This is a genomic window from Epibacterium sp. HA2-3 (assembly GCF_055693725.2).
In genome coordinates this window covers 1,971,007-1,988,655 of record NZ_CM172490.1, presented here as the reverse complement: position 1 = coordinate 1,988,655, position 17,649 = coordinate 1,971,007, and the positions used below count along the sequence as shown (strand labels likewise).

General features: G+C 61.1%; 16 protein-coding genes. 5 read left to right on the top strand and 11 right to left on the bottom strand.

Annotated elements, in window-relative coordinates:
- Positions 1-99: 99 nt before the first annotated feature.
- Complete coding sequence (locus tag ACZ1HH_RS09275; protein WP_472637347.1) at positions 100-480, bottom strand: hypothetical protein; 381 nt, start codon at positions 478-480, stop codon at positions 100-102.
- A gap of 327 nt (positions 481-807) precedes the next feature.
- Here ACZ1HH_RS09275 and ACZ1HH_RS09270 point away from each other — a divergent pair, with 327 nt between their 5' ends.
- Positions 808-1,872, top strand: coding sequence for a sensor histidine kinase (locus tag ACZ1HH_RS09270; RefSeq protein WP_472636475.1), 1,065 nt, complete (start codon positions 808-810; stop codon positions 1,870-1,872).
- A gap of 118 nt (positions 1,873-1,990) precedes the next feature.
- Here the strand turns inward: ACZ1HH_RS09270 and ACZ1HH_RS09265 are convergent, their stop codons facing one another.
- The gene (locus ACZ1HH_RS09265; protein WP_011539334.1) at positions 1,991-2,836 is read right to left on the bottom strand and encodes a dienelactone hydrolase family protein; all 846 of its coding nucleotides are present in this window, start codon (positions 2,834-2,836) and stop codon (positions 1,991-1,993) included.
- Between the two features lie 59 nt (positions 2,837-2,895).
- Here ACZ1HH_RS09265 and ACZ1HH_RS09260 point away from each other — a divergent pair, with 59 nt between their 5' ends.
- Complete coding sequence (locus ACZ1HH_RS09260; RefSeq protein ID WP_011539333.1) at positions 2,896-3,393, top strand: winged helix-turn-helix transcriptional regulator; 498 nt, start codon at positions 2,896-2,898, stop codon at positions 3,391-3,393.
- 167 nt (positions 3,394-3,560) lie between these two features.
- Here ACZ1HH_RS09260 and ACZ1HH_RS09255 read toward each other — a convergent pair whose 3' ends face one another.
- Both ACZ1HH_RS09255 and ACZ1HH_RS09250 read right to left on the bottom strand, forming a co-directional pair.
- A complete protein-coding gene (locus tag ACZ1HH_RS09255; RefSeq protein WP_472636472.1) occupies positions 3,561-4,289 on the bottom strand; it encodes a class II aldolase/adducin family protein in 729 nt (242 codons plus the stop codon).
- Positions 4,286-5,434, bottom strand: coding sequence for a TauD/TfdA family dioxygenase (locus tag ACZ1HH_RS09250; RefSeq protein WP_472636471.1), 1,149 nt, complete (start codon positions 5,432-5,434; stop codon positions 4,286-4,288). Before ACZ1HH_RS09250 ends, ACZ1HH_RS09255 begins: the two co-directional genes overlap by 4 nt.
- A 112-nt stretch (positions 5,435-5,546) precedes the next feature.
- Here ACZ1HH_RS09250 and ACZ1HH_RS09245 point away from each other — a divergent pair, with 112 nt between their 5' ends.
- Positions 5,547-6,437 carry a LysR family transcriptional regulator gene (locus tag ACZ1HH_RS09245; protein ID WP_168610587.1) on the top strand — a complete coding sequence of 297 codons (891 nt, stop codon included), beginning with the start codon at positions 5,547-5,549 and terminating at the stop codon, positions 6,435-6,437.
- Here ACZ1HH_RS09245 and ACZ1HH_RS09240 read toward each other — a convergent pair.
- The 4 genes from ACZ1HH_RS09240 to ACZ1HH_RS09225 form a co-directional block, all read right to left on the bottom strand.
- Entirely contained in the window at positions 6,434-7,315 is an 882-nt protein-coding gene (locus ACZ1HH_RS09240; protein ID WP_011539329.1) for a LysR substrate-binding domain-containing protein, read from the bottom strand. The genes ACZ1HH_RS09245 and ACZ1HH_RS09240 overlap by 4 nt on opposite strands.
- A 222-nt stretch (positions 7,316-7,537) precedes the next feature.
- Positions 7,538-8,515 (bottom strand): NAD(P)-dependent oxidoreductase, encoded by a 978-nt coding sequence (locus tag ACZ1HH_RS09235; protein WP_168610585.1) that lies wholly within the window; start codon positions 8,513-8,515, stop codon positions 7,538-7,540.
- Positions 8,516-8,839: 324 nt separating this feature from the next.
- The gene (locus ACZ1HH_RS09230) at positions 8,840-10,432 is read right to left on the bottom strand and encodes a methyl-accepting chemotaxis protein (RefSeq protein ID WP_472636470.1); all 1,593 of its coding nucleotides are present in this window, start codon (positions 10,430-10,432) and stop codon (positions 8,840-8,842) included.
- Positions 10,420-10,719, bottom strand: a complete 300-nt coding sequence (locus ACZ1HH_RS09225) for a hypothetical protein (protein ID WP_011539326.1) — start codon at positions 10,717-10,719, stop codon at positions 10,420-10,422. Before ACZ1HH_RS09225 ends, ACZ1HH_RS09230 begins: the two co-directional genes overlap by 13 nt.
- A 377-nt stretch (positions 10,720-11,096) precedes the next feature.
- On the opposite strand from ACZ1HH_RS09225, the gene ACZ1HH_RS09220 reads away from it, so the two are divergent.
- On the top strand, positions 11,097-13,013 hold the full coding sequence (locus ACZ1HH_RS09220; RefSeq protein WP_487320251.1) for an amidohydrolase: 1,917 nt from the start codon (positions 11,097-11,099) through the stop codon (positions 13,011-13,013).
- Positions 13,014-13,468: 455 nt separating this feature from the next.
- Here the strand turns inward: ACZ1HH_RS09220 and ACZ1HH_RS09215 are convergent, their stop codons facing one another.
- Entirely contained in the window at positions 13,469-13,891 is a 423-nt protein-coding gene (locus ACZ1HH_RS09215; protein WP_416368783.1) for a response regulator, read from the bottom strand.
- 1 nt (position 13,892) lies between these two features.
- The gene (locus ACZ1HH_RS09210; protein WP_472636467.1) at positions 13,893-15,671 is read right to left on the bottom strand and encodes a CHASE domain-containing sensor histidine kinase; all 1,779 of its coding nucleotides are present in this window, start codon (positions 15,669-15,671) and stop codon (positions 13,893-13,895) included.
- A 506-nt stretch (positions 15,672-16,177) separates the two neighbouring features.
- On the opposite strand from ACZ1HH_RS09210, the gene ACZ1HH_RS09205 reads away from it, so the two are divergent.
- Positions 16,178-17,095, top strand: coding sequence for a PAS domain S-box protein (locus tag ACZ1HH_RS09205; protein WP_168610143.1), 918 nt, complete (start codon positions 16,178-16,180; stop codon positions 17,093-17,095).
- A 68-nt stretch (positions 17,096-17,163) separates the two neighbouring features.
- Here ACZ1HH_RS09205 and ACZ1HH_RS09200 read toward each other — a convergent pair whose 3' ends face one another.
- Positions 17,164-17,301, bottom strand: a complete 138-nt coding sequence (locus tag ACZ1HH_RS09200; RefSeq protein WP_084789026.1) for an entericidin A/B family lipoprotein — start codon at positions 17,299-17,301, stop codon at positions 17,164-17,166.
- Between the last annotated feature and the right edge of the window lie 348 nt (positions 17,302-17,649).

The window sequence follows — 17,649 nt, the reverse complement described above, 5'->3', positions numbered from 1 at the left end:
GATTTACAGACTTTTTTACAGCAACCAGATTTTGGGCTGAAGTGGGATTGAAGGGGCGTTTAAGCCCCCTCAAAGGGTCGCTTCAAGCGAGGGCCTTTTTCAGATCAAGGTACGCGCGTGCCGCAGCCATTGGCACCACCCCGTTACCGGCTGCAGCGGATCGGTCCAGCCCGAAGGCCACCCCATCATCCAGTCCGTGAAGGCAGGGTTTAAGGTGAGGGGATGATCCGAGTATTTCGCCCCATTCAGCAAAATCACCCGGAAGCGGTGGGAAGACCGGAACCGCTGAGGGGTCCAACCCGCCGCCATCATCAACTCCCACATGAGCGTCCAGGCGGTCGCGGCGGTCTTGATCCCGATCTGTGAGCCGGTCTGGTTCTGATCGGATTTGAACTGGATCCCCTCCGGGCCCCCGGCGATGCAGGCACGATTGCCGGAGTTCTTGAACGTCGGCGTGGGCCAGAATGAACAGCCTTTCACGGGTATGCGTCCCGCCGACTTCCGCCGCTGATACGACGCGCGCTGCAACCCGGTAGCCCATTGCCTGAAGATCTCGGGTGACGTCCTGGAGGTCAGTGTCGCCGGATCGCGGGCGATGGTCTCGCCAGCGGTTCTTCTGCTAGTGGTCAACCGCAACCCCGCCGGTGCGCGTCACATGGCAGAGAGTCACCTTTTCTTAGGTATGATCGCCTATCGTTATCGGTGCGAGACGTTGTGCGTCTGTGTTGTTGGTTACCCAAAGACGCGCCTCACACCCTGGGGCACGGCCTCCTCGCTGGCGTTGGTTTTGAAGGAGGACATCTGCCCATGTCTCTCGAACAGAAACGCCTGCTCGATCAGGTGGAGCAGGCTGTCTTTGTCCTAGAGCCGGATGCCGAGGGGATTCCGCGCTATACCGCATTCAACAGATATGCGCTTGGTCATATCCAGCGACGCGAAGCGGAGGTCCTGGGGCTGACGATACGGGATCTCTTTCCGGGGCGCTATGGCGAGACCATCTATGGCCACCATCTTCGGGTGCTGCGCGAGGGCAGGCCGTTTACCTATCAGGCGCATCTGCCGCTCCACGGCGCAGAGCATCGGATCGAGGTCACATTGCGTCCCTGTCTCGACGATTCCGGTCGTGTGACACATATCGTTGGCACCACCAAGGATATTTCAGGCCTTGGTCACCTGCAAAACCTGCAGCTCGGGGCCGAAATGTTTCACGCCGAGATCGAGGATTTCGTCAGCCTCGCAGCCCACGATCTTCGCACGCCGATGCGCCATGTCAGAACGATTGCCGAGATGCTGCGCGAAGATTTTGAAGACATGGGCGATGGCAAGCTCGAACTGATCGACATGCTGGAACAGATCGGCACGCGGGCAACGCAACTTATCTCTGACATTCTGGCCCATGCGCAGGCGACCACCACGCAATCGGACGTGCGGGCGTTCTCCTTTCGTGATCTGGTGAACGAGGTGCTTGCCCTGCTCGACCCGATGGGGCGCTGTGTGTGCAACATCAGCGGCGATCAGGTGGTAGGCGATCGGGCGGCCACGCTTATTGTTCTGCGCAATCTGATCGACAACGCGTTGAAATACGGTCGTAGGGCAGACGACAGCCCCTTGCATGTGGACATCAGCCTCTCGGCCGAACCGGATGATTTCTATGCCGTCGAAGTGAAGGACAATGGCCCCGGCCTGCGCGATCCTGCCGCGCTGCTCCTGAATACCGGGACCCTGCGCACCGATGGTGGCTTTGGTCTGCTGGGGGTTCACCGACTGGTGAGGGCGCGCGGCGGAACGATTGACGCGCGCAACAATGAAGGCCAGCCCGGTGCGGTGATCCGCTTTACCCTGCCGGGGCATCTGCCGTCCGCTGCTGCTTGAGGTCGAGGTCTCGTTCCAGATCGCTGGCCCCAAAGGTTGCGCCGGGCGAATTGGGCGTGTCATACCGGCACGGTGTTTTGCACGCCCGGTGTCAGCGGGGCTGTGGGTCAGCGGGGCATCAGGGGTGCAACCGGCTGCGCAGAAACGCGATAATCTCCTCGACGGCTTTGACGGTTTCTGTTCCGGCTGCATCGATCAGGTGCTGTGTCACAACCGAATGCGGTGTTGGCACATGGGCGTTGAAGAAGGGCGCGGGAGACGGATTGGCGGCGCTGTCGGGCAGGGTTTTCTCCGTGAGGCGGTCCCCAAACCGGTCGAAATAGGCCGCGAGCCGCTCCGCGCGGCAGAAGCTGTCCCCTTCGAACCGATAGAGCTGTGCGGTCAGATCGTCCTGATCCATGCGTGCGCGGACGGCGGCGGCTTCTTCGTCACTCATGGCAATGGCGCCCGGATCGTCAAGCGGGAGCGATGGCTGGCAGAGCACGGGGGCCTGCATGGCGGGTTCGATCATCATCGAGAGCGCGAAGTTTCCAGTGAGGCACATGCCAACGGCGCCGACGCCGATGCCGCCACAGGCCTCATGAGCCTCGCTGGCGAGCGCGCGCAGCCACGCCACAACCGGGCTGGTGCCCATCCCCGCCATGACCCGAAACTCGCGCGAGATGCAGACTCGTTTAAAGACCTCAGCGCCTTCGTCGGCCTGTGCGACGGCGCCATCGCGCCCAAAAAGCGAGGGCATGTAGACGGTGAAGCCGGCCTCCCGGACCCATCGCGCAAAGCGGGCCACTTGCGGCGAGATCCCCGGCAGCTCGTGCATCACGATCACCGCGGGACCCGCGCCCGCCACATAGACCGTCTTGGTGAGGCCGAGAAGCGCGACCTCGCGGCGCTCGAAATCCTCAAGCGGGTCATCCTGGTCGATGGGGCGCGCGGCGGGCGTGGCGGGGATGAAGCGGGTGGTCATATGGGGCTCCTCGGTCTAAATTATGTACTCAGATTGTCGCGTAGAGAGCCTAAGTCCATATGTCAAACTCAGATGTGCCTCCTCCCGCCAGCCAGACACCCGTGGTCGATCCTTCTGTGCGTGCGCGCGCACCCGTTCGGATGGACCGCTGTGGTCTCGCGCAGGCCGCGGACATCCTGGGCGATCGCTGGACGCTGTTGATCCTGCGCGAGGCGTTTTATGGCGTGGTGCGCTTTGCCGATATGCAGGAAGACATCGGAGTGCCGCGCTCGATCCTGTCAAACCGTCTTGCCAAGCTGGTCGAGGCCGGTTTGCTTTGCCGGTTCGAGTATCGCGAAAACGGGGCGCGGGCGCGGCATGGCTACCGGCTGACGGAGCGCGGTCGCGATCTCGCGCTCACGTTCCTGGCGATGAAACAATGGTGGGATACAGAGCAAAGCACCACGCCGTCGGTGCATTTTGCGCCAAAGGGCAAGACCGGTGCAGTGCGCGTCGCGCTGCTTGATGAGGACGGTCAGGAGGTAGATCCCGAAACCCTGCGGGTGGTGATGGGCTGATAGCACTGAGCGAATATTCGGCAGTTTGGACAGGGCGCGCTCGGTCGGGGGCCCAGTGTGCGCTGCGCCCGAGACTCGGTAAAATGCCTGCCCCGGCAGAAATTGCCGCAGGGGCAGGCACGCTTCGTTCAGTTTTGCCGAGGCGAGGCCAGGCCCTTTGGGTCAGGTCAGCTGGGCAGGGGCGGCAACCTGCTGCGCAGATAGGCAAAATGCTTGGCCGCCATCCCCTGATAGGCGCGCCAGCCATCGGCGGTGTTCTGGGCCACCGCATCCGACAGGACCGCGAGGCGTGCCCCGGTAGAGCGGGCGAGGATCAGTGTTTGCGCAGCCTTTTCAAAGAAGTAGAGATCCTCGAACGCCTCTGCCACGGTGTCGCCCACGATGCTGACCCCGTGATTTCCCATCACCAGCACGGATTTGTCGCCAAGCGCCTCTGCCAGGCGTTCGCCTTCCTCGGTGGCATCGGCAATGCCGCCAAAGGACATGTCATAGGCGGTGCGCCCGTAAAAGCGGGCGGTATTGTTGTCGATTGGAACCATGGTGGGATCCTCGAGGCAGGCCAGCGCCGTTGCATAGGGCGAATGGGCATGCAGCAGCACGCGCGCATCGGGCAGGCGGCGGTGCAGAGTGCCATGCACGCACCAGGCCGAGGCATCGACATCGGGGGGCGTCTCTGCGGTGCGGCTGTCCAAAAGCAGCAGATCCTCGGGCGCGATGGTGTCGAAGTGCTGCCACTTGGCGTTGAGCAGGAATGACTGCCCGTCAGCGGAGACGGCCGCGCTGAAGTGGTTGCCGACACTTTCGGACCAGCCCAGCATGTGACAGATCCGAAAGGCATCTGCGAGATCGGCCCGCAACTGGGCCTCGGCATCGGGGAGGGCGCGTGTGAGGGTCATGCCTTGAACCGTCCTTCGCTGACCAATGCACGATAGGTGGAGCGCATCTCGGAGCGATCCACGTAGCAGCCGCGCAGATACCGGTCACCACTGGAGGCGGTATAGGCGGCGCGGCCATGCACGATGCGATGGTTGTCAAAGACCATGCATTCACCGCCCTTCATCAAAAAGCGCATCATGTATTTCTCTTCCTGCAGCATCCGACCAAAGCGGCAGAACGCGGGGTAGTAGTCATCGAGCAGTTTCTGATCGAGGTCGAAAATATCGGCCATATGCTGACTGATCGTGAGCCCCTCGACTTCGCCGTGTTGATCCAGCTCGATCACATATTGGCGTGAGCGCGCATCATAGGTGTCGTGTTCGCAGTAGAACGGGATCGGCACTTCGCTGAGAAGCCTGAAGCCCTCTGGGTCGCGCTTGCGAAAGTCATTGGCCACCGCCACCCCATCGGCATAGAGGCTCTCGCCACCGTCAACCGTGTTGATGCGGCAATGGAGGAACTGGATGCCCGGCGCAAATTCCTCGGCCGGGGTGTCGGTGTGCAGCTCCAGTGCGCCCGCGGTATAGGCGGTATTGGTGGGGTTGATGTGGGTTTTGACATCAAAATAGGTGCCAAAGAAGGTGGGCCGCACAAAGCCCATGAGCTCTGCCGTCTGGGTGAGCGCCGCATCGCTGTCGGGCATGTCGGTCACGATCGTGAAACCATGCACCAGCATCGCCTCGATCCATTTGGCGCGGGTCGCGTCATCCGAGACCAGATCGGGCTGCGAGAACCGCGGCACCGCTGGGTAGTGATCGCCAAACCAGGCCACGCGCGACAGATCGGCTGGGTCGGGGCGGCGCTGCCCGCCCGCATAGGCATTGAGCCAGGAGAGCGGCATGCGGGTGATGTGGTCTTCGTCCTGCCAGTCGATCACCAGCGCGTCCCCGTCAATCTCGGCCGTTCTTGCGCGTGGGGCGGTCTCCAGGTGAAAGATGTCAAAGCTGCGCTCGCGGGTCATGGCGCTAAAGGAGCTGGGGCAGTTGTCGCGCAGCCAGTAGTAATTGAAATAATGGGTCGCGCCATCGGCCAGGGTAATATCGAGACCTTTGTCACCAAGGCCCGCAATGGTCGCAACCGTGGGGGAAGAGCTGAGATCATTCATGGCTGGATTGCCTTTTCCTGAGGAGTGTCTTTGCCGCAGTATTTCACCACGGGAGGGCTTGACGACAGCCTGTTTCGGGTGAAGATAACTTAATCTGAGGATTAAGTTAGAGATGGATCACTTGCCTCCTTTGCGCTTGCTTGTGACCTTTGAGGCGATCTCGCGTCACGGGTCGATGCGCGATGCTGCGCAGCGGCTCAATGTGACCCAGCCGGCGGTCAGTCAGGCGCTCAAGGCGCTGGAGGATCACGTGGGCGTGGCGCTCTTTGATCGCAGTGTGCGCCCGGCGCGTCTGACCGACGCCGGAGAGATGCTCTCGCGGGCGGTACGCGAGGGGCTTGGCCGGATTGCGGCCACGCTCGAAGACATCCGTGCCCTGCATGCCATTGGCGAACGGCAGGTAACGGTTTCATGCACATTGGGCATGGCGACCTATTGGTTGATGCCGAAATTGCCAATGTTTTACGCGGACTACCCGGAGCTTACGGTCAACGTGCAAGCCCCGGCAACCGATCTTCCGGTGCTGAGCCCCGGGATAGATGTGGCGCTGCGCTATGGCCGGGGCGGCTGGCGCGAAGGGCGCACGGAGAAGCTCTTTGCTGAGGTGATCTGCCCGGTGGGCGCGCCGGCACTGGTGGAGCGCCTTCTTGCGGAGGGTGCCACATTGGCTGAGGCGCCGTTGATCCATGTGCGCAATCCGCACAATGACCACTGGGCGGGTTGGGAAGATTATCTTCAGGCTCGCGGTATTCAGCGTCCGCGCGGGGGCGGACAGATCTTTAACAATTACGTCCAGGCGGCGCAGGCGATCTATGATGGGCGCGGGCTTATGCTGGGCTGGCGCTCGATCACCGGTCAGGCGGAACGCGACGGCGCCCTCCGGGCCTGGCCCGATGGCGCGCTGGATCTCGGGACGAGCTATTTTGTCACCACGCCCACGACGCCCTCGCAGGACACGCTTCTGTTTGTCGATTGGGTCCGCAAAGCGGCCGCGACCGTCTAGAGCCTCTGCGTCAGCAGCCAGTCCACAAGTTTGCGCAGACCCGGGTTTTCCCTCAGGTCGTCGCGCTCGACCAGAACAAAGCTCTCCTGCATCGGCAGGCTCAGATCAAAAGGCGCAACCAGGCGTCCCTCGCTGAGCGCCTGACGGGCGAAACTGCGCGAAATCAGGGCGCAGCCGCGCCCCGCCGACAGGATCTGCAGGGCGATCAGCGAGGAATCGGCCTTCATCCAGTGTCGCGGGCGCGGCGTATCGATCCCGCAGAGCCGCAGATAGCGGTCCCAATCGGTCTCGGAGCCCACGATCTGCACAATGTCCGCTGCCCCGAGCCATGCCGGATCAAGCGCGCTGCCAAGCTGCGCGGCATAGTCCGGGTGGCAGACCAACGTGGCCTCTTCGACCGGAAGCGGGTGGACGTTTTGCTCCGGCCAGCAGGCGGCGCCGTAGCGAATATCAAGATCCACCCCGGCGCCCTCCATCCGATCCGACCAAACTGCGGTCGAGAGTTCGACGTCGATGTCGGGATGGATTTCGGCGAAGTCGCGCAGGAGCGGTGCCAGGATCAGCGCCGCAAAGCTGATCGAGCAGCGCACGCGCAGCACGGATTTGCTCTGGACCCGAAACAGCCCATCCGTGGCTTCTTGCATCTGCACAAACGACTTGCGCACCGGGATCGCATAGGCCTGGCCAATGTCGGTCAGCTCTACCCCTTTGGGCAGGCGTTTGAAGAGCTGAAACCCGAGGTGGTGTTCGAGCTGCCGGATTTGCTGGCTCACTGCGGCGGGGGTCAGGTGCAGCTCTTCGGCTGCTGCGCTGAAGGAACTGTGACGGGCGGCGGCCTCGAAGGAGCGAAGCCAGGTGACATGGGGCAGCCTGCGCATGGGGGCTCCGGTTGTTGTTTGCGCCCATCATGGGCGCGCGCCTGGCACGCGACAAGCCCAAATCAGACAACAGAAATCAACTCGGTCGACTGGCACAAGGCCGCGCCCACCCCGCACCCACAGGATCACGCGCGGGGACTTTAGAAGGGCGTACCGGGAGGGCTCCGCCCGTCTTCAGATGCGCGCCACGATGGATGGGTTGAGCCCCAACAGAGAGGTGCGCTACTCGGCTGGCGCCTTGGCGAGCGGGGCGGAGAGTCCGGTTGGCACAACCTCATACCCCGGTTCTTCGGGCTCATCATCGACCATTTCCGCAGGAAAGCCCGGTGCGGTGATCGACAGCCCCGTGGCCTCTTCGAGGCGGCGGATGATATTAGGAGAGAGCTCGCGCTCGCCAAACCTGGCGATCCCATCGGTGAAGATCTCCACTAGCAGCGGGCTGATTTCCAGTGGCACCCCATGGGCGTCGGCGATGGTCTGGAACAGGCTGATGTCCTTTTTCACCAGATCCATCGTGAATGAGATGTCGCGCGACCCGTTCAGGATCACCTGGCTTTCGGTTTCATGCACGAAGGAGGTCCCGGAGGAGATCTTCATCGCTTCATAGGTGGTATTGAGATCAATGCCCGCGGCCTTCATCGTCACCAGCGCCTCGCAACAGGTCAGCAGGTTCGCCGTCGCAAGATAGTTGGTCATCACCTTGAGAATGGAGGCGCTGCCGATGTCGCCGGTGTGCAGCACGCGTCGCCCGAGGGTCGTCAGGGTCGGCAGCATGCGTTCGAATGTCGCGCGGTCGCAGCCTGCAAAAATCGAGATATTGCCGGTGTCGGCGCGATGACAGCCACCAGACACGGGGCATTCCATCGCACTGCCGCCCCGTTCAGAGACAAGCGCGGCCAGCCGTTTGACTTCGGCGGCGTCGGTGGTCGACATCTCCATCCAGATCTTGGAACTGTCCACTGCGGGCAGCATCTCCTCGACCACGGTGGCGCAAGCGGCGGGCGAGGGCAGGCAGGTGATGACGGCGTCGCAGGCCCGCATGATCGCCAAGGGCCCGGTGCCGGGCTGCGCGCCTTTTTCGACGTATTCCGCCACCAGATCAGGGTTCAGATCATAGACTGTGAGATCAAAGCCGTTGCGCAGCAGGCTGCCAGCAAGCTTGCCCCCCACATTGCCGAGGCCGATAAAGCCGATTTTCATATCGCGTGTCCTTTTGAGGGCTCTTTGCCTCACATTGCCCGGGGCACGCGCTGGGGTGAAACAACGGCTGTTGGGCCTAAGGGGGGGCTGGCGTTGCAGCTGGCGCATCGGGGCGGTGGAGACGGAAAATAGCGTGCGGCATCTGCAGACTTGACCATATTGGGGTGGGGGCCTTGCGCGCGCCGGGATCTCGCAGGCCTGTTCCATCCGGCAGTGGACGGGCAGATCAAAAGAAGGGGCCTGTTGGCCCCTTCAGATGAATTCGCTTGATGGACAGGTGCCGGCAGGCGCACGGCGCGCCCCCTTGCACAAGGACGAGAGACCTCAGGCCGCAGCGGCGCTTTGGGCCTGGTCGGCGGCGCCCGTCTCGAAATGCGCCATCAACTGTGCAAGCCGCTTTGAGTCCGAATGCAGCAGATGACTGGCTGCGCTGACCTGTTCCACCATGGCCGCATTCTGCTGGGTCACCTGATCCAGCTGGCTCATCCCGGTGTTGATCTCGCCCAGCCCGGAAGACTGCTCTGCCGCGCTGGTGGCGATGCCCGACACAAGTTCAGAGATCTGTTCGACGCGTTCAACGATCTTCTCGATCGCCTCGCCAGCCTGCCCCACCAGATCAACCCCGTGATCAACGTGCTGGGAACTCTGCGAGATCAGGCTCTTGATCTCGGTTGCGGCATCAGCCGACCGCTGCGCAAGCGCCTGCACCTCGGCGGCGACCACGGCAAAGCCCTTGCCGGCCTCGCCCGCACGGGCGGCCTCGACCCCGGCATTGAGCGCCAGCAGGTTGGTCTGGAAGGCGATGTCGTCGATCACGCTGATGTTGCGCGCAATCTGGGAGGAGGAGTCCTCGATCGCGCTCATGGCGGAGACCGCATCCTTCACGACGCCACCGCTGCTTACGGCTTCGGAGCGGGCATCATCCATCGTGCGCTGAACGCTGAGCGCGCCTTCGGCCGAAGATTTGACGGAAGTGGTCAGTTCTTCGAGGGCGGCCACGGATTGCTCCAGCGTCGCGGCCTGGCTTTCGGTGCGGTTGGAGAGATTTTCAGAGGCCTGATCGATGTCCGTCGCGCCTTTGCTGAGGCGATAGGTGGCGTCTTTGACCTGTTCGATGGTGCCTTTCAGCGTATCGACGGTGGAATTGAAGCTCTCCTGAAGCTGCGCATATTCCTGTGGGAAAGAGGTGTCGATCTTGCAATCCAGCCGCCCGGCGGCGAGTTCACGCAGATGATCGCCAACGATGCTGACGACGCGCTCGGCGTTCTTGTGGCTTTGCATCGCAAGGGCTTCGGCGCGTTCCGCCGCTTGCGCCTGATGTTCGGCCGCGCTCTGCTGGGTTTTCAGCTCCGTGTCGGCGGCAAGGCTCCTGAGCATGCTGAGCAGCAGAACACCGGCTTCCAGAAGCACGATCACCGCATGCATCACAGTGCGTTGCAGGTTCTCGGCAATGCCGCCACCCGGATAGACCAAAGAGGGCATCAGGACGCTGAATGAAATGTGGTGCAGCGCGATCAGAACCGTTGCAAAGATCAGCGCGCGCGGACTTGAAAGGGTCGATACGATGGCCAGGGCGGCAAAGAACATCATATGCGTATCAAGCTGCCACGCGTGACCGCTGAGCGAGGCGGTGAGCAAGATACAGTGGGCGATGAAGCAGAAACTCAGCAGGTAATCGCGCGTCGACTCCGGCAGTTTGCGGGAGATCCAGGCCATGGCACCGAGCACAAGGCTCAGCGCGGCAAAGGCCCACCAGAGGGGGAGCCCGTTGACAAAATACGCGGCCGCGGCAGGCAGGGGGACTAGCAGCCAACTGGTGACCCGCTGAATTCGTCGCGTGTTCGCCGCCTTTGCAATGGGGCGAGCAGGGCTATCAATGGCTGAGGTGTCCGCGTGCGGCTCTCTTAGCTTTTGCATAGTTCCAAAACTTTCTTTCCGTCTGTAATCAACCAGGCCCCTTCACGATAAAGCCGGTCAATGCTGTCTGGCGTCTCGAGCAAAACAAGAGCACCAATGGGAGCGCGTTCTGGCGTGACATCTTGCAGCCCCGCGCCTGTCACGATGTCGCCCGCGGATTTGCCCCAGGGGGGCGCAATCACCAAGGCGACATCACCGGCAGTGGGCCGGCCCTGAGCAACCAATGCGAGAACCGGTGAGCAGATCACGACGGTTGCGGCGGCAAGAATCAGTATTGCGTTCTGCATGAACTTCCCCTTCCGAAGGACGTTAATCGGAATTCCTTTAGAAATTATTCTCCACCCGCCGCCTCGATGATCTGTGTGTGTCGCGGACTTCTCCCGTGGGCCTGCTCTTGGTCGTGGGGGGCTGTCGCCATGGTAGGTGACGCAGGATTTCCTTATTAAGCGCTTGGATTGGAAGGAATTCTTTTGGGTGAGTTGCGCTGCGCCGCGCACTCTTTATGGTTGTTTTGTTCTCAGATTTGCCTATAATTTCAGCGTAAATCGTTAAGGGCCGCGCAGAACTTTGCCGCGCTCCGGCATTGGGCGACACGCTGTGACGCTGCGCCCGATTTTGAAAGACCAAAGATATTTTCGAGCGACATCTTCTTGGGAGATATGACATGAGGACCTTGAACCGCAGAAATCTGTTGAAGGGCAGCGTTGCGGCGGCCTGTTTGACGGTGCCCGCCGTGCGCGCAGTTGGGCAGACGAACTCGCTCTCGGAGATCGGCAAGCTGTTGGCGCCGGTGCCTCGGGCAAGGATCTTTACCGCGCGCGATATTGTCACGCTTGACCCTTCTCAACCCTCGGCCGAGGCCATCGCGGTTGTCGGCACGCGAATCCTCGCGGTGGGCGCGCTCAGCGAGGTGCAGGAGATGCTCGGGGATCAACCCTTTGATGTGGATGAGAGATTTGCCGACAAGGTCATCGTGCCCGGGTTTATCAGCCAGCATGACCATCCGGTTCTGGCGGCGCTGTCGATGTCGTCCGAGATCCTGTCGATCGAGGAGTGGGCCTTGCCGACGGGCACCGTGCCTGCGGTCACGGACAAGGCGGACTTCATGAAACGCCTCACGGCAGCCGTGGAGGCGCGTACCACCCCCGGAGAGCCGGTGGTGACCTGGGGGTATCATCCCGCCTTTTACGGTCCTTTGACACGCGCGGATCTCGACGGGATCAGCACCGAGCGCCCCATTCTTGTGTGGGGTCGCTCCTGTCACGAGATGATCCTCAATAGCGCCGCCCTGACGGCCGGTGGGGTGACACAGGCCGCGGTGGAGGCCTTCGACGCGGCCTCGCAGAAACAGGCCAACCTTGCGGAGGGCCATTTCTGGGAGCAGGGGCTCTTTGCGGTTCTGCCTCATATTGCGTCTTTGGTGGCCACGCCCGAACAGCTGCGCGCTGGGCTCGAACTCAGCCGTGACTTCATGCACAGCAAGGGCATCACCTTTGGCAACGAGCCCGGCGGCATTCTTGCAAAACCCGTGCAGGACGGAGTCAATGCGGTGTTTTCCAGCGCGGATATGCCGTTTCGCTGGTCGTTCATGGTCGATGCCAAGAGCATGGTCGCCAGTTACGCCGATGACGGCGAGGTCATTGCCCGGTCAGAGGCGCTTCAATCCTGGTACTACGGGATGACAAGCCTCGCGCCGCGCCAGGCCAAACTGTTTTCGGATGGGGCGATCTATTCGCAGCTCATGCAGGTGCGCGCGCCCTATCTCGACGATCACCACGGCGAGTGGATGATGGAGAAAGAGCTGTTTGAGCGCGCGTTCCGGGTCTACTGGGATGCGGGGTATCAGCTGCACATCCATGTCAACGGTGATGCCGGGTTGGATCGTGTGCTGGAGACGCTCGAGACCAACATGCGTCGCAATCCGCGTTTTGATCACCGTACGGTCATCGTGCATTTTGCCGTCAGCGCCTTTGACCAGGTGGAGCGGATCAAGGCGCTCGGGGCCATCGTGAGCGGCAATCCCTATTATGTCACGGCGCTTGCGGATCAGTATTCCGAAGTGGGTCTTGGCGCCGAGCGGGCAGACAGCATGGTGCGTCTCGGGGATCTCTCGCGGGCCGGGGTGCGTTGGTCGCTCCATTCGGATATGCCGATGGCGCCAGCTGACCCGCTGTTCCTGATGTGGTGCGCGGTGAACCGGGTGACCACGTCGGGCCGGGTGGCGGCGCCGGAGCAGGCGGTGTCCGCCGAGGACGCGCTGCGCGGCGTCACCATCGAAGCGGCCTATTCGCTGCAGATGGAAGAAGAAATCGGCAGCCTCGTGCGTGGCAAGCGGGCGAATATGACGATCCTTGCCGAGAACCCGCTCGAGGTGGATCCCATGGCGATCCGCGAGATCGAGGTCTGGGGCACGGTGATGGAGGGGCGGGTGCTGCCGGTCCGTTCGAGTGATCGAGCCGCAGCAACGCAGCAGGACGCCTCGGCTGGCCCGCGTGAGGCGGTTTCACCAAATGGAGCGCCAGCCTTTGACAAAGCTGCCCTTGAGCATGCCCTGAAGGTCACGCACGCGCATCATCTCTGATACGGCGCGTGCGGTGTTCTCTTTCAGGCCTTGCAATTTTTTGGGCGCATCTGCGGCAAAGCGGAAAGCGAACACTGGCGGTGCCTCGGCGCGCGCGTTCAACGAGGCGTCCGCAGGGGGGATTCCAACACAAGGAATCGTTTCGCAGACTGCCGCGGACCAGTGTTCGAGAGCATCCTTTGGGGTGGGCCCTGGCGACGGGGCGCGCCCCGATCTGCGCGGCAAAATGGGTAGAGACCTCTTTCTGGCGCGTCCTGTTTGAAATGTGCCCTGTTTGAAATGCGCCGTCTTTGAAACGCGTCTGTGGTGCTGCGCCACGGACTTGGGTGGCGCGAAGATGTTCTGATTGCGGTGCGCACAGCACAGAGGTTAAACGCCGTCTAAGGCATTGGAGGCTTGGGGAGCCTGCGTCAATTCAGCCCCTCTGCTGGGACCAGACTGTCTTCGAAAACAGATCAAGCGAGCGTGCGCGGCGGCTCACATGTACTCCAGTAGCGCTGGAGCGTGTCCAAGATGCTGTTCATCGCTGCCTTGCCGTGAGGTTTGACGATGTAGCCATTGGCGCGCTCCTGATAGGCGCGGGCAATATCGCGCGCACTTTCGGAGGTCGTGAACATGAACACCATCGTGTCGGAATGCTCTGAGCTGGCACGCAGCTCTTTCAGGAATTCATGGCCGTTCATCCGGGGCATGTTCACATCAAGGAGAATGAAATAGGGATCTTCCACGCGGTTTGATTGCACGATTTCAAGCGCCTCGACGCCATCTGTCGCTCTGATGAGATGGGCGTCCGGGGCCACCTGGGCCATGGCGCGCTTGATCATCATCGCGTCGAGGTCGTCGTCTTCGACCAACAGGATATTCATTTGACGAGTCATGTCAGGCTACGTTCTCCAAGTCCATGCTGCTCTGGCTGCGGTCTTTGGGCCAACAGAATGAGAATTCTGCGCCATGGCCCTCGGATGAGGTTACTGTGATATCAAACCCGTGCCGCTGGATCGCCTTTTTCACAATCGCCAGACCGATGCCGGTGCTTTCGGGTTCGGTTCCCTTGCGTAGGGTTTGAAAGACGTCAAAGATCTTGTCGTGAAACTCCGGCGCAATGCCGTTGCCGTCGTCCTTGACGCTCACCGTCAGGCGATCCCCGCGATCCTTGATTGCCACCTCGACTTTGGCGGCGCGCGGGTGAGGGTGGTATTTGAAAGCGTTGCCGATCAGGTTCTCCAGAACCCGCCGGAAGTTATGGCTGTCGCAGGCGATTTCACTCACATCCGAGGCCAGATGGACTTGCTTGGGATCAACCTCAAAATCAGCCACGCAGTCCTCGATCAGGTTGCTTACAGGCAAGCGCGGCTCTCCCTCGGAGCCATAGTGGCCGACGCGCGAAAATTCCATGATGCCCTTGGTGAGATCATTCATACGCGCCACGCGGTCGCGGATCATATTGAGCTGCATCTGCAGTTCGCCGCGATTTTGGGCGGATTTGAGCACGTCCTCGAGCTCTTCTTCGATCACATCCACAAGGAACCCGATGCCGCGCGCGGGGGTCTTCAGGTCATGCGAGGCCACATAGACAAATTGTTCGATTTCGGCATTGGCCTTCTCGAGGTGTTTGGTTTTGGCACGCAGTTCTGCGGTGAGGTCGCGCGCGAGACTATGCGCCTGCTTGGTCGAGCGCGAGAGCATCACCAGCAGCGAGATCACCAGGATTTCGATGACCAGTCCGCCGGCAAGGATCAGGCTGGGCTGGGCAGAGCTGTTCTGTGCGCGAAAGGCCAGGTTTGTACGCAGATTGACCGTCCACTTTCGCCCGTACATGTCGACCACGACCGTGTCGGTGAACATCGGGTCCACGTCATACAGCGGCTCGTCGGGGCCGTGTTCGTCATAGATCACCGCCTCGCCATCGCTGAGGCTGAAGCGTACATCCCGCAGATCTTTCGAAAGCAACCCCTCCACAAGCTTGCGCACCACAAAGGGCGCATAGACAACGCCGAGGAACCGCTCCCGGCGCTCGGCGACGGTGGTGGGCATTTCGCCTGCGTAGAGCGGGGTGTAGAACAGAAAACCGGGTGTATTGCCGCTGTCCTGCACAAGCACAATCGGCCCGGTGATGCGCGCGCTGCCGCTGTCGCGACTTGCAAGCAGACCCGTGCGCCGGTTGGTCTCATGCGCCACATCCAGACCGATTGCAGCCGCGTTGGCGGCTTCGGGCTCGATGTAGGTGATTGGCAGCAGGTACTCGAGATCATGCTCCGGATAGATTTGGATCGGCCGCCCTTCGCTGCTCCTTGCCTCGTGGTAGGCGGGCAGGTCAGCGCGCTCTACATAGTGAATGAAGCCAATACCGTTCACACCGGGGTATTTCTCTTCGATATGAAGCGTTTCGGAAAACGTATGCCAGTCGCGCGCGTTCAGCTCACCGCTCAGGGAACGGGCGTGCGCGACGCCGGACCACAAGGCATCCTCGTAGCGTGACATGCGATCCACGATGAGGTCGACGGTGCGATCGCGCGAGGCGATGAAACGGGCCTCGATCTGCTTGTCCACTTGGTGTTTCGAATAGAGCCAGGCGCCGATTGTCATGGCGAGAGACAGGCCAATGACGAGCATGTGCAGGGTGGAGATCTTCTTATGGTGAGGGGCTGTATGTGCCATGATCGCTACCTCTTACCCGCAGATCCGCCAGAACTCTCGAGATCTGTGATTGTACACGCTGTTATAGTTTGCGGACACACTCCTTAACTTTTGGTGACCAAGGCCCATAAAACGGCGTCATTGCTTTGCTGCGGAGCAGAGCGTGTTTTGCGCTGGTTTAGCGACAATTGGCGGCGCGGGCAGCAGGTAGGGCCCGCCCGGCGACTGCGTGAAGGGCAGTGTCCCCTAAGAGCGGAGCAGGCGATGATCCGCGGATTTGGTATGAATATTCTGCAAAGTGAAATTTGTACTGTTCCCCTGTGGGTGTGGCATTGGTTTCCGTTGCGTCACGTTTTGGTTCGTTTTGCATGGGAATCCTACTGAGTCGGTCCTTTATGGTCATGTATATAAAGCCATTATTGAAATTTTCACGCCTTGGTTGAGCGCAGTTGACGGGTGCCAGATGGTTGTGTTCTCGATAAGGGGTGACACTATTGAATGTGAATTTGTGAAAGTTAGGGGGTGAAATGAACGCAGGGGACATTGCATCCACAGAGCAAAGCCGCGGGGCAGAGCTCGAGGCGGCGGGCGGACTTCGGGTGCCGCAGTTGTTTAGCGACCTGCCAGAGGCCGTGATCGTGGCGGATCATGCGCGCAGGATCTCATGGGTCAACCCGGCCTTTGAGCGACTGTTCGGCTATGCGCTCAGCGATGTACGCGGGCGAACCACCGAGTTCCTTTATGCCTCACATGAGAGCTATCTTGAAAAAGGCAGGGCGCATTTCAGCGCTGTGCCTTCGGCATCGGACCACAGCTATGAAGTGACCTATCGCAGGCGCAATACCGAGACCTTCCTGAGCCAGACCACCGGTGGCCCGATCCGGGGCGCAGATGGGGCGCCTGTTGGCTATCTTGCTGTGATCAAAGACATTTCCCAAACGCGCCTGTTTGAGACCTTGCTCAGGGTGTTGTTTGACATCACCACCAACCAGGCGCTGTCGCGCGATGAAAAGGTTCATGAAATCCTCAAGCTGGGATGCGAGCGGTTTCAGACCATGTCCGCGATTATCAGCTGTGTGCAAGGGCAGACTTATACGGTGTCGTATTGCTATTCGCATGAGGCGCCGGTCGAACCGGGGACCCGATTTGAGCTGGGCGAGACCTATTGCGCGCAGACGCTCACGGGCGAGGGGCCGGTTGCCTATCATCGCGCTTCGCAGTCCGGGATCGCCTCGCACCCCTGCTATAACATGTTCCTACTTGAAACCTATATCGGGGTGCCGCTGATCGTGGATGGCCATGTCTTTGGCACGCTCAACTTCACGTCACCGGAGGCGCGCGCGCCCTTTGAGCCGATGGACCTGGAGCTAATCAAGCTGTTTGCGGCCTGGGTGTCGCAGCAGTTGAGCATCGATGCGGCGCTCTCGGCCGCAAAGCTGAGATAGAAAACGTCGCAAGGGCTCGGACGTGCCGGGTCGGATGGCCAAGGCTGCCCCGGGAGAGGCGCGCCCGATCAGATCGCGTTTTGGACGTTCTGTGCCGTGTTGGATATGGCCTGACCTGCTTTTTGCAAGTCACGACCTGCGCCTTTGGTGGTTTCACAGGCGGCAAGGCCAAAGATCATAAGCGCCATCATCAGGGGGCGGATCATGCTCGGTTCTCCATCGCGGGGCAGAATTTCGGATGGCCCCAGCAGGGACCGTGTTGATAACATTACCGTTTCCGAAGTTGGCAAAAAGCGCAAGGCCCAAAGCGGCGCGACCTCGCGCGACCAGGGTGCACATGCAGCATAGAATTGTCGCTTCTTTATCGCCCTGCGGTTGCGTGTTTTCTGTAATGTGGCTTGGGTGAGCTTCGGGATTCGCAGCCCGACCAGACCCCTTGTTTCGCCGCGCGTCCGCGAGGGCGCCGCCCGCTTGGAGCGCGTCCCGCTTTTGGCCGGTGATCCCTGTGTCTGTGCGCTCTGAGTTGTATCGGTTTTTTGTTTTGCGAGGAGAGA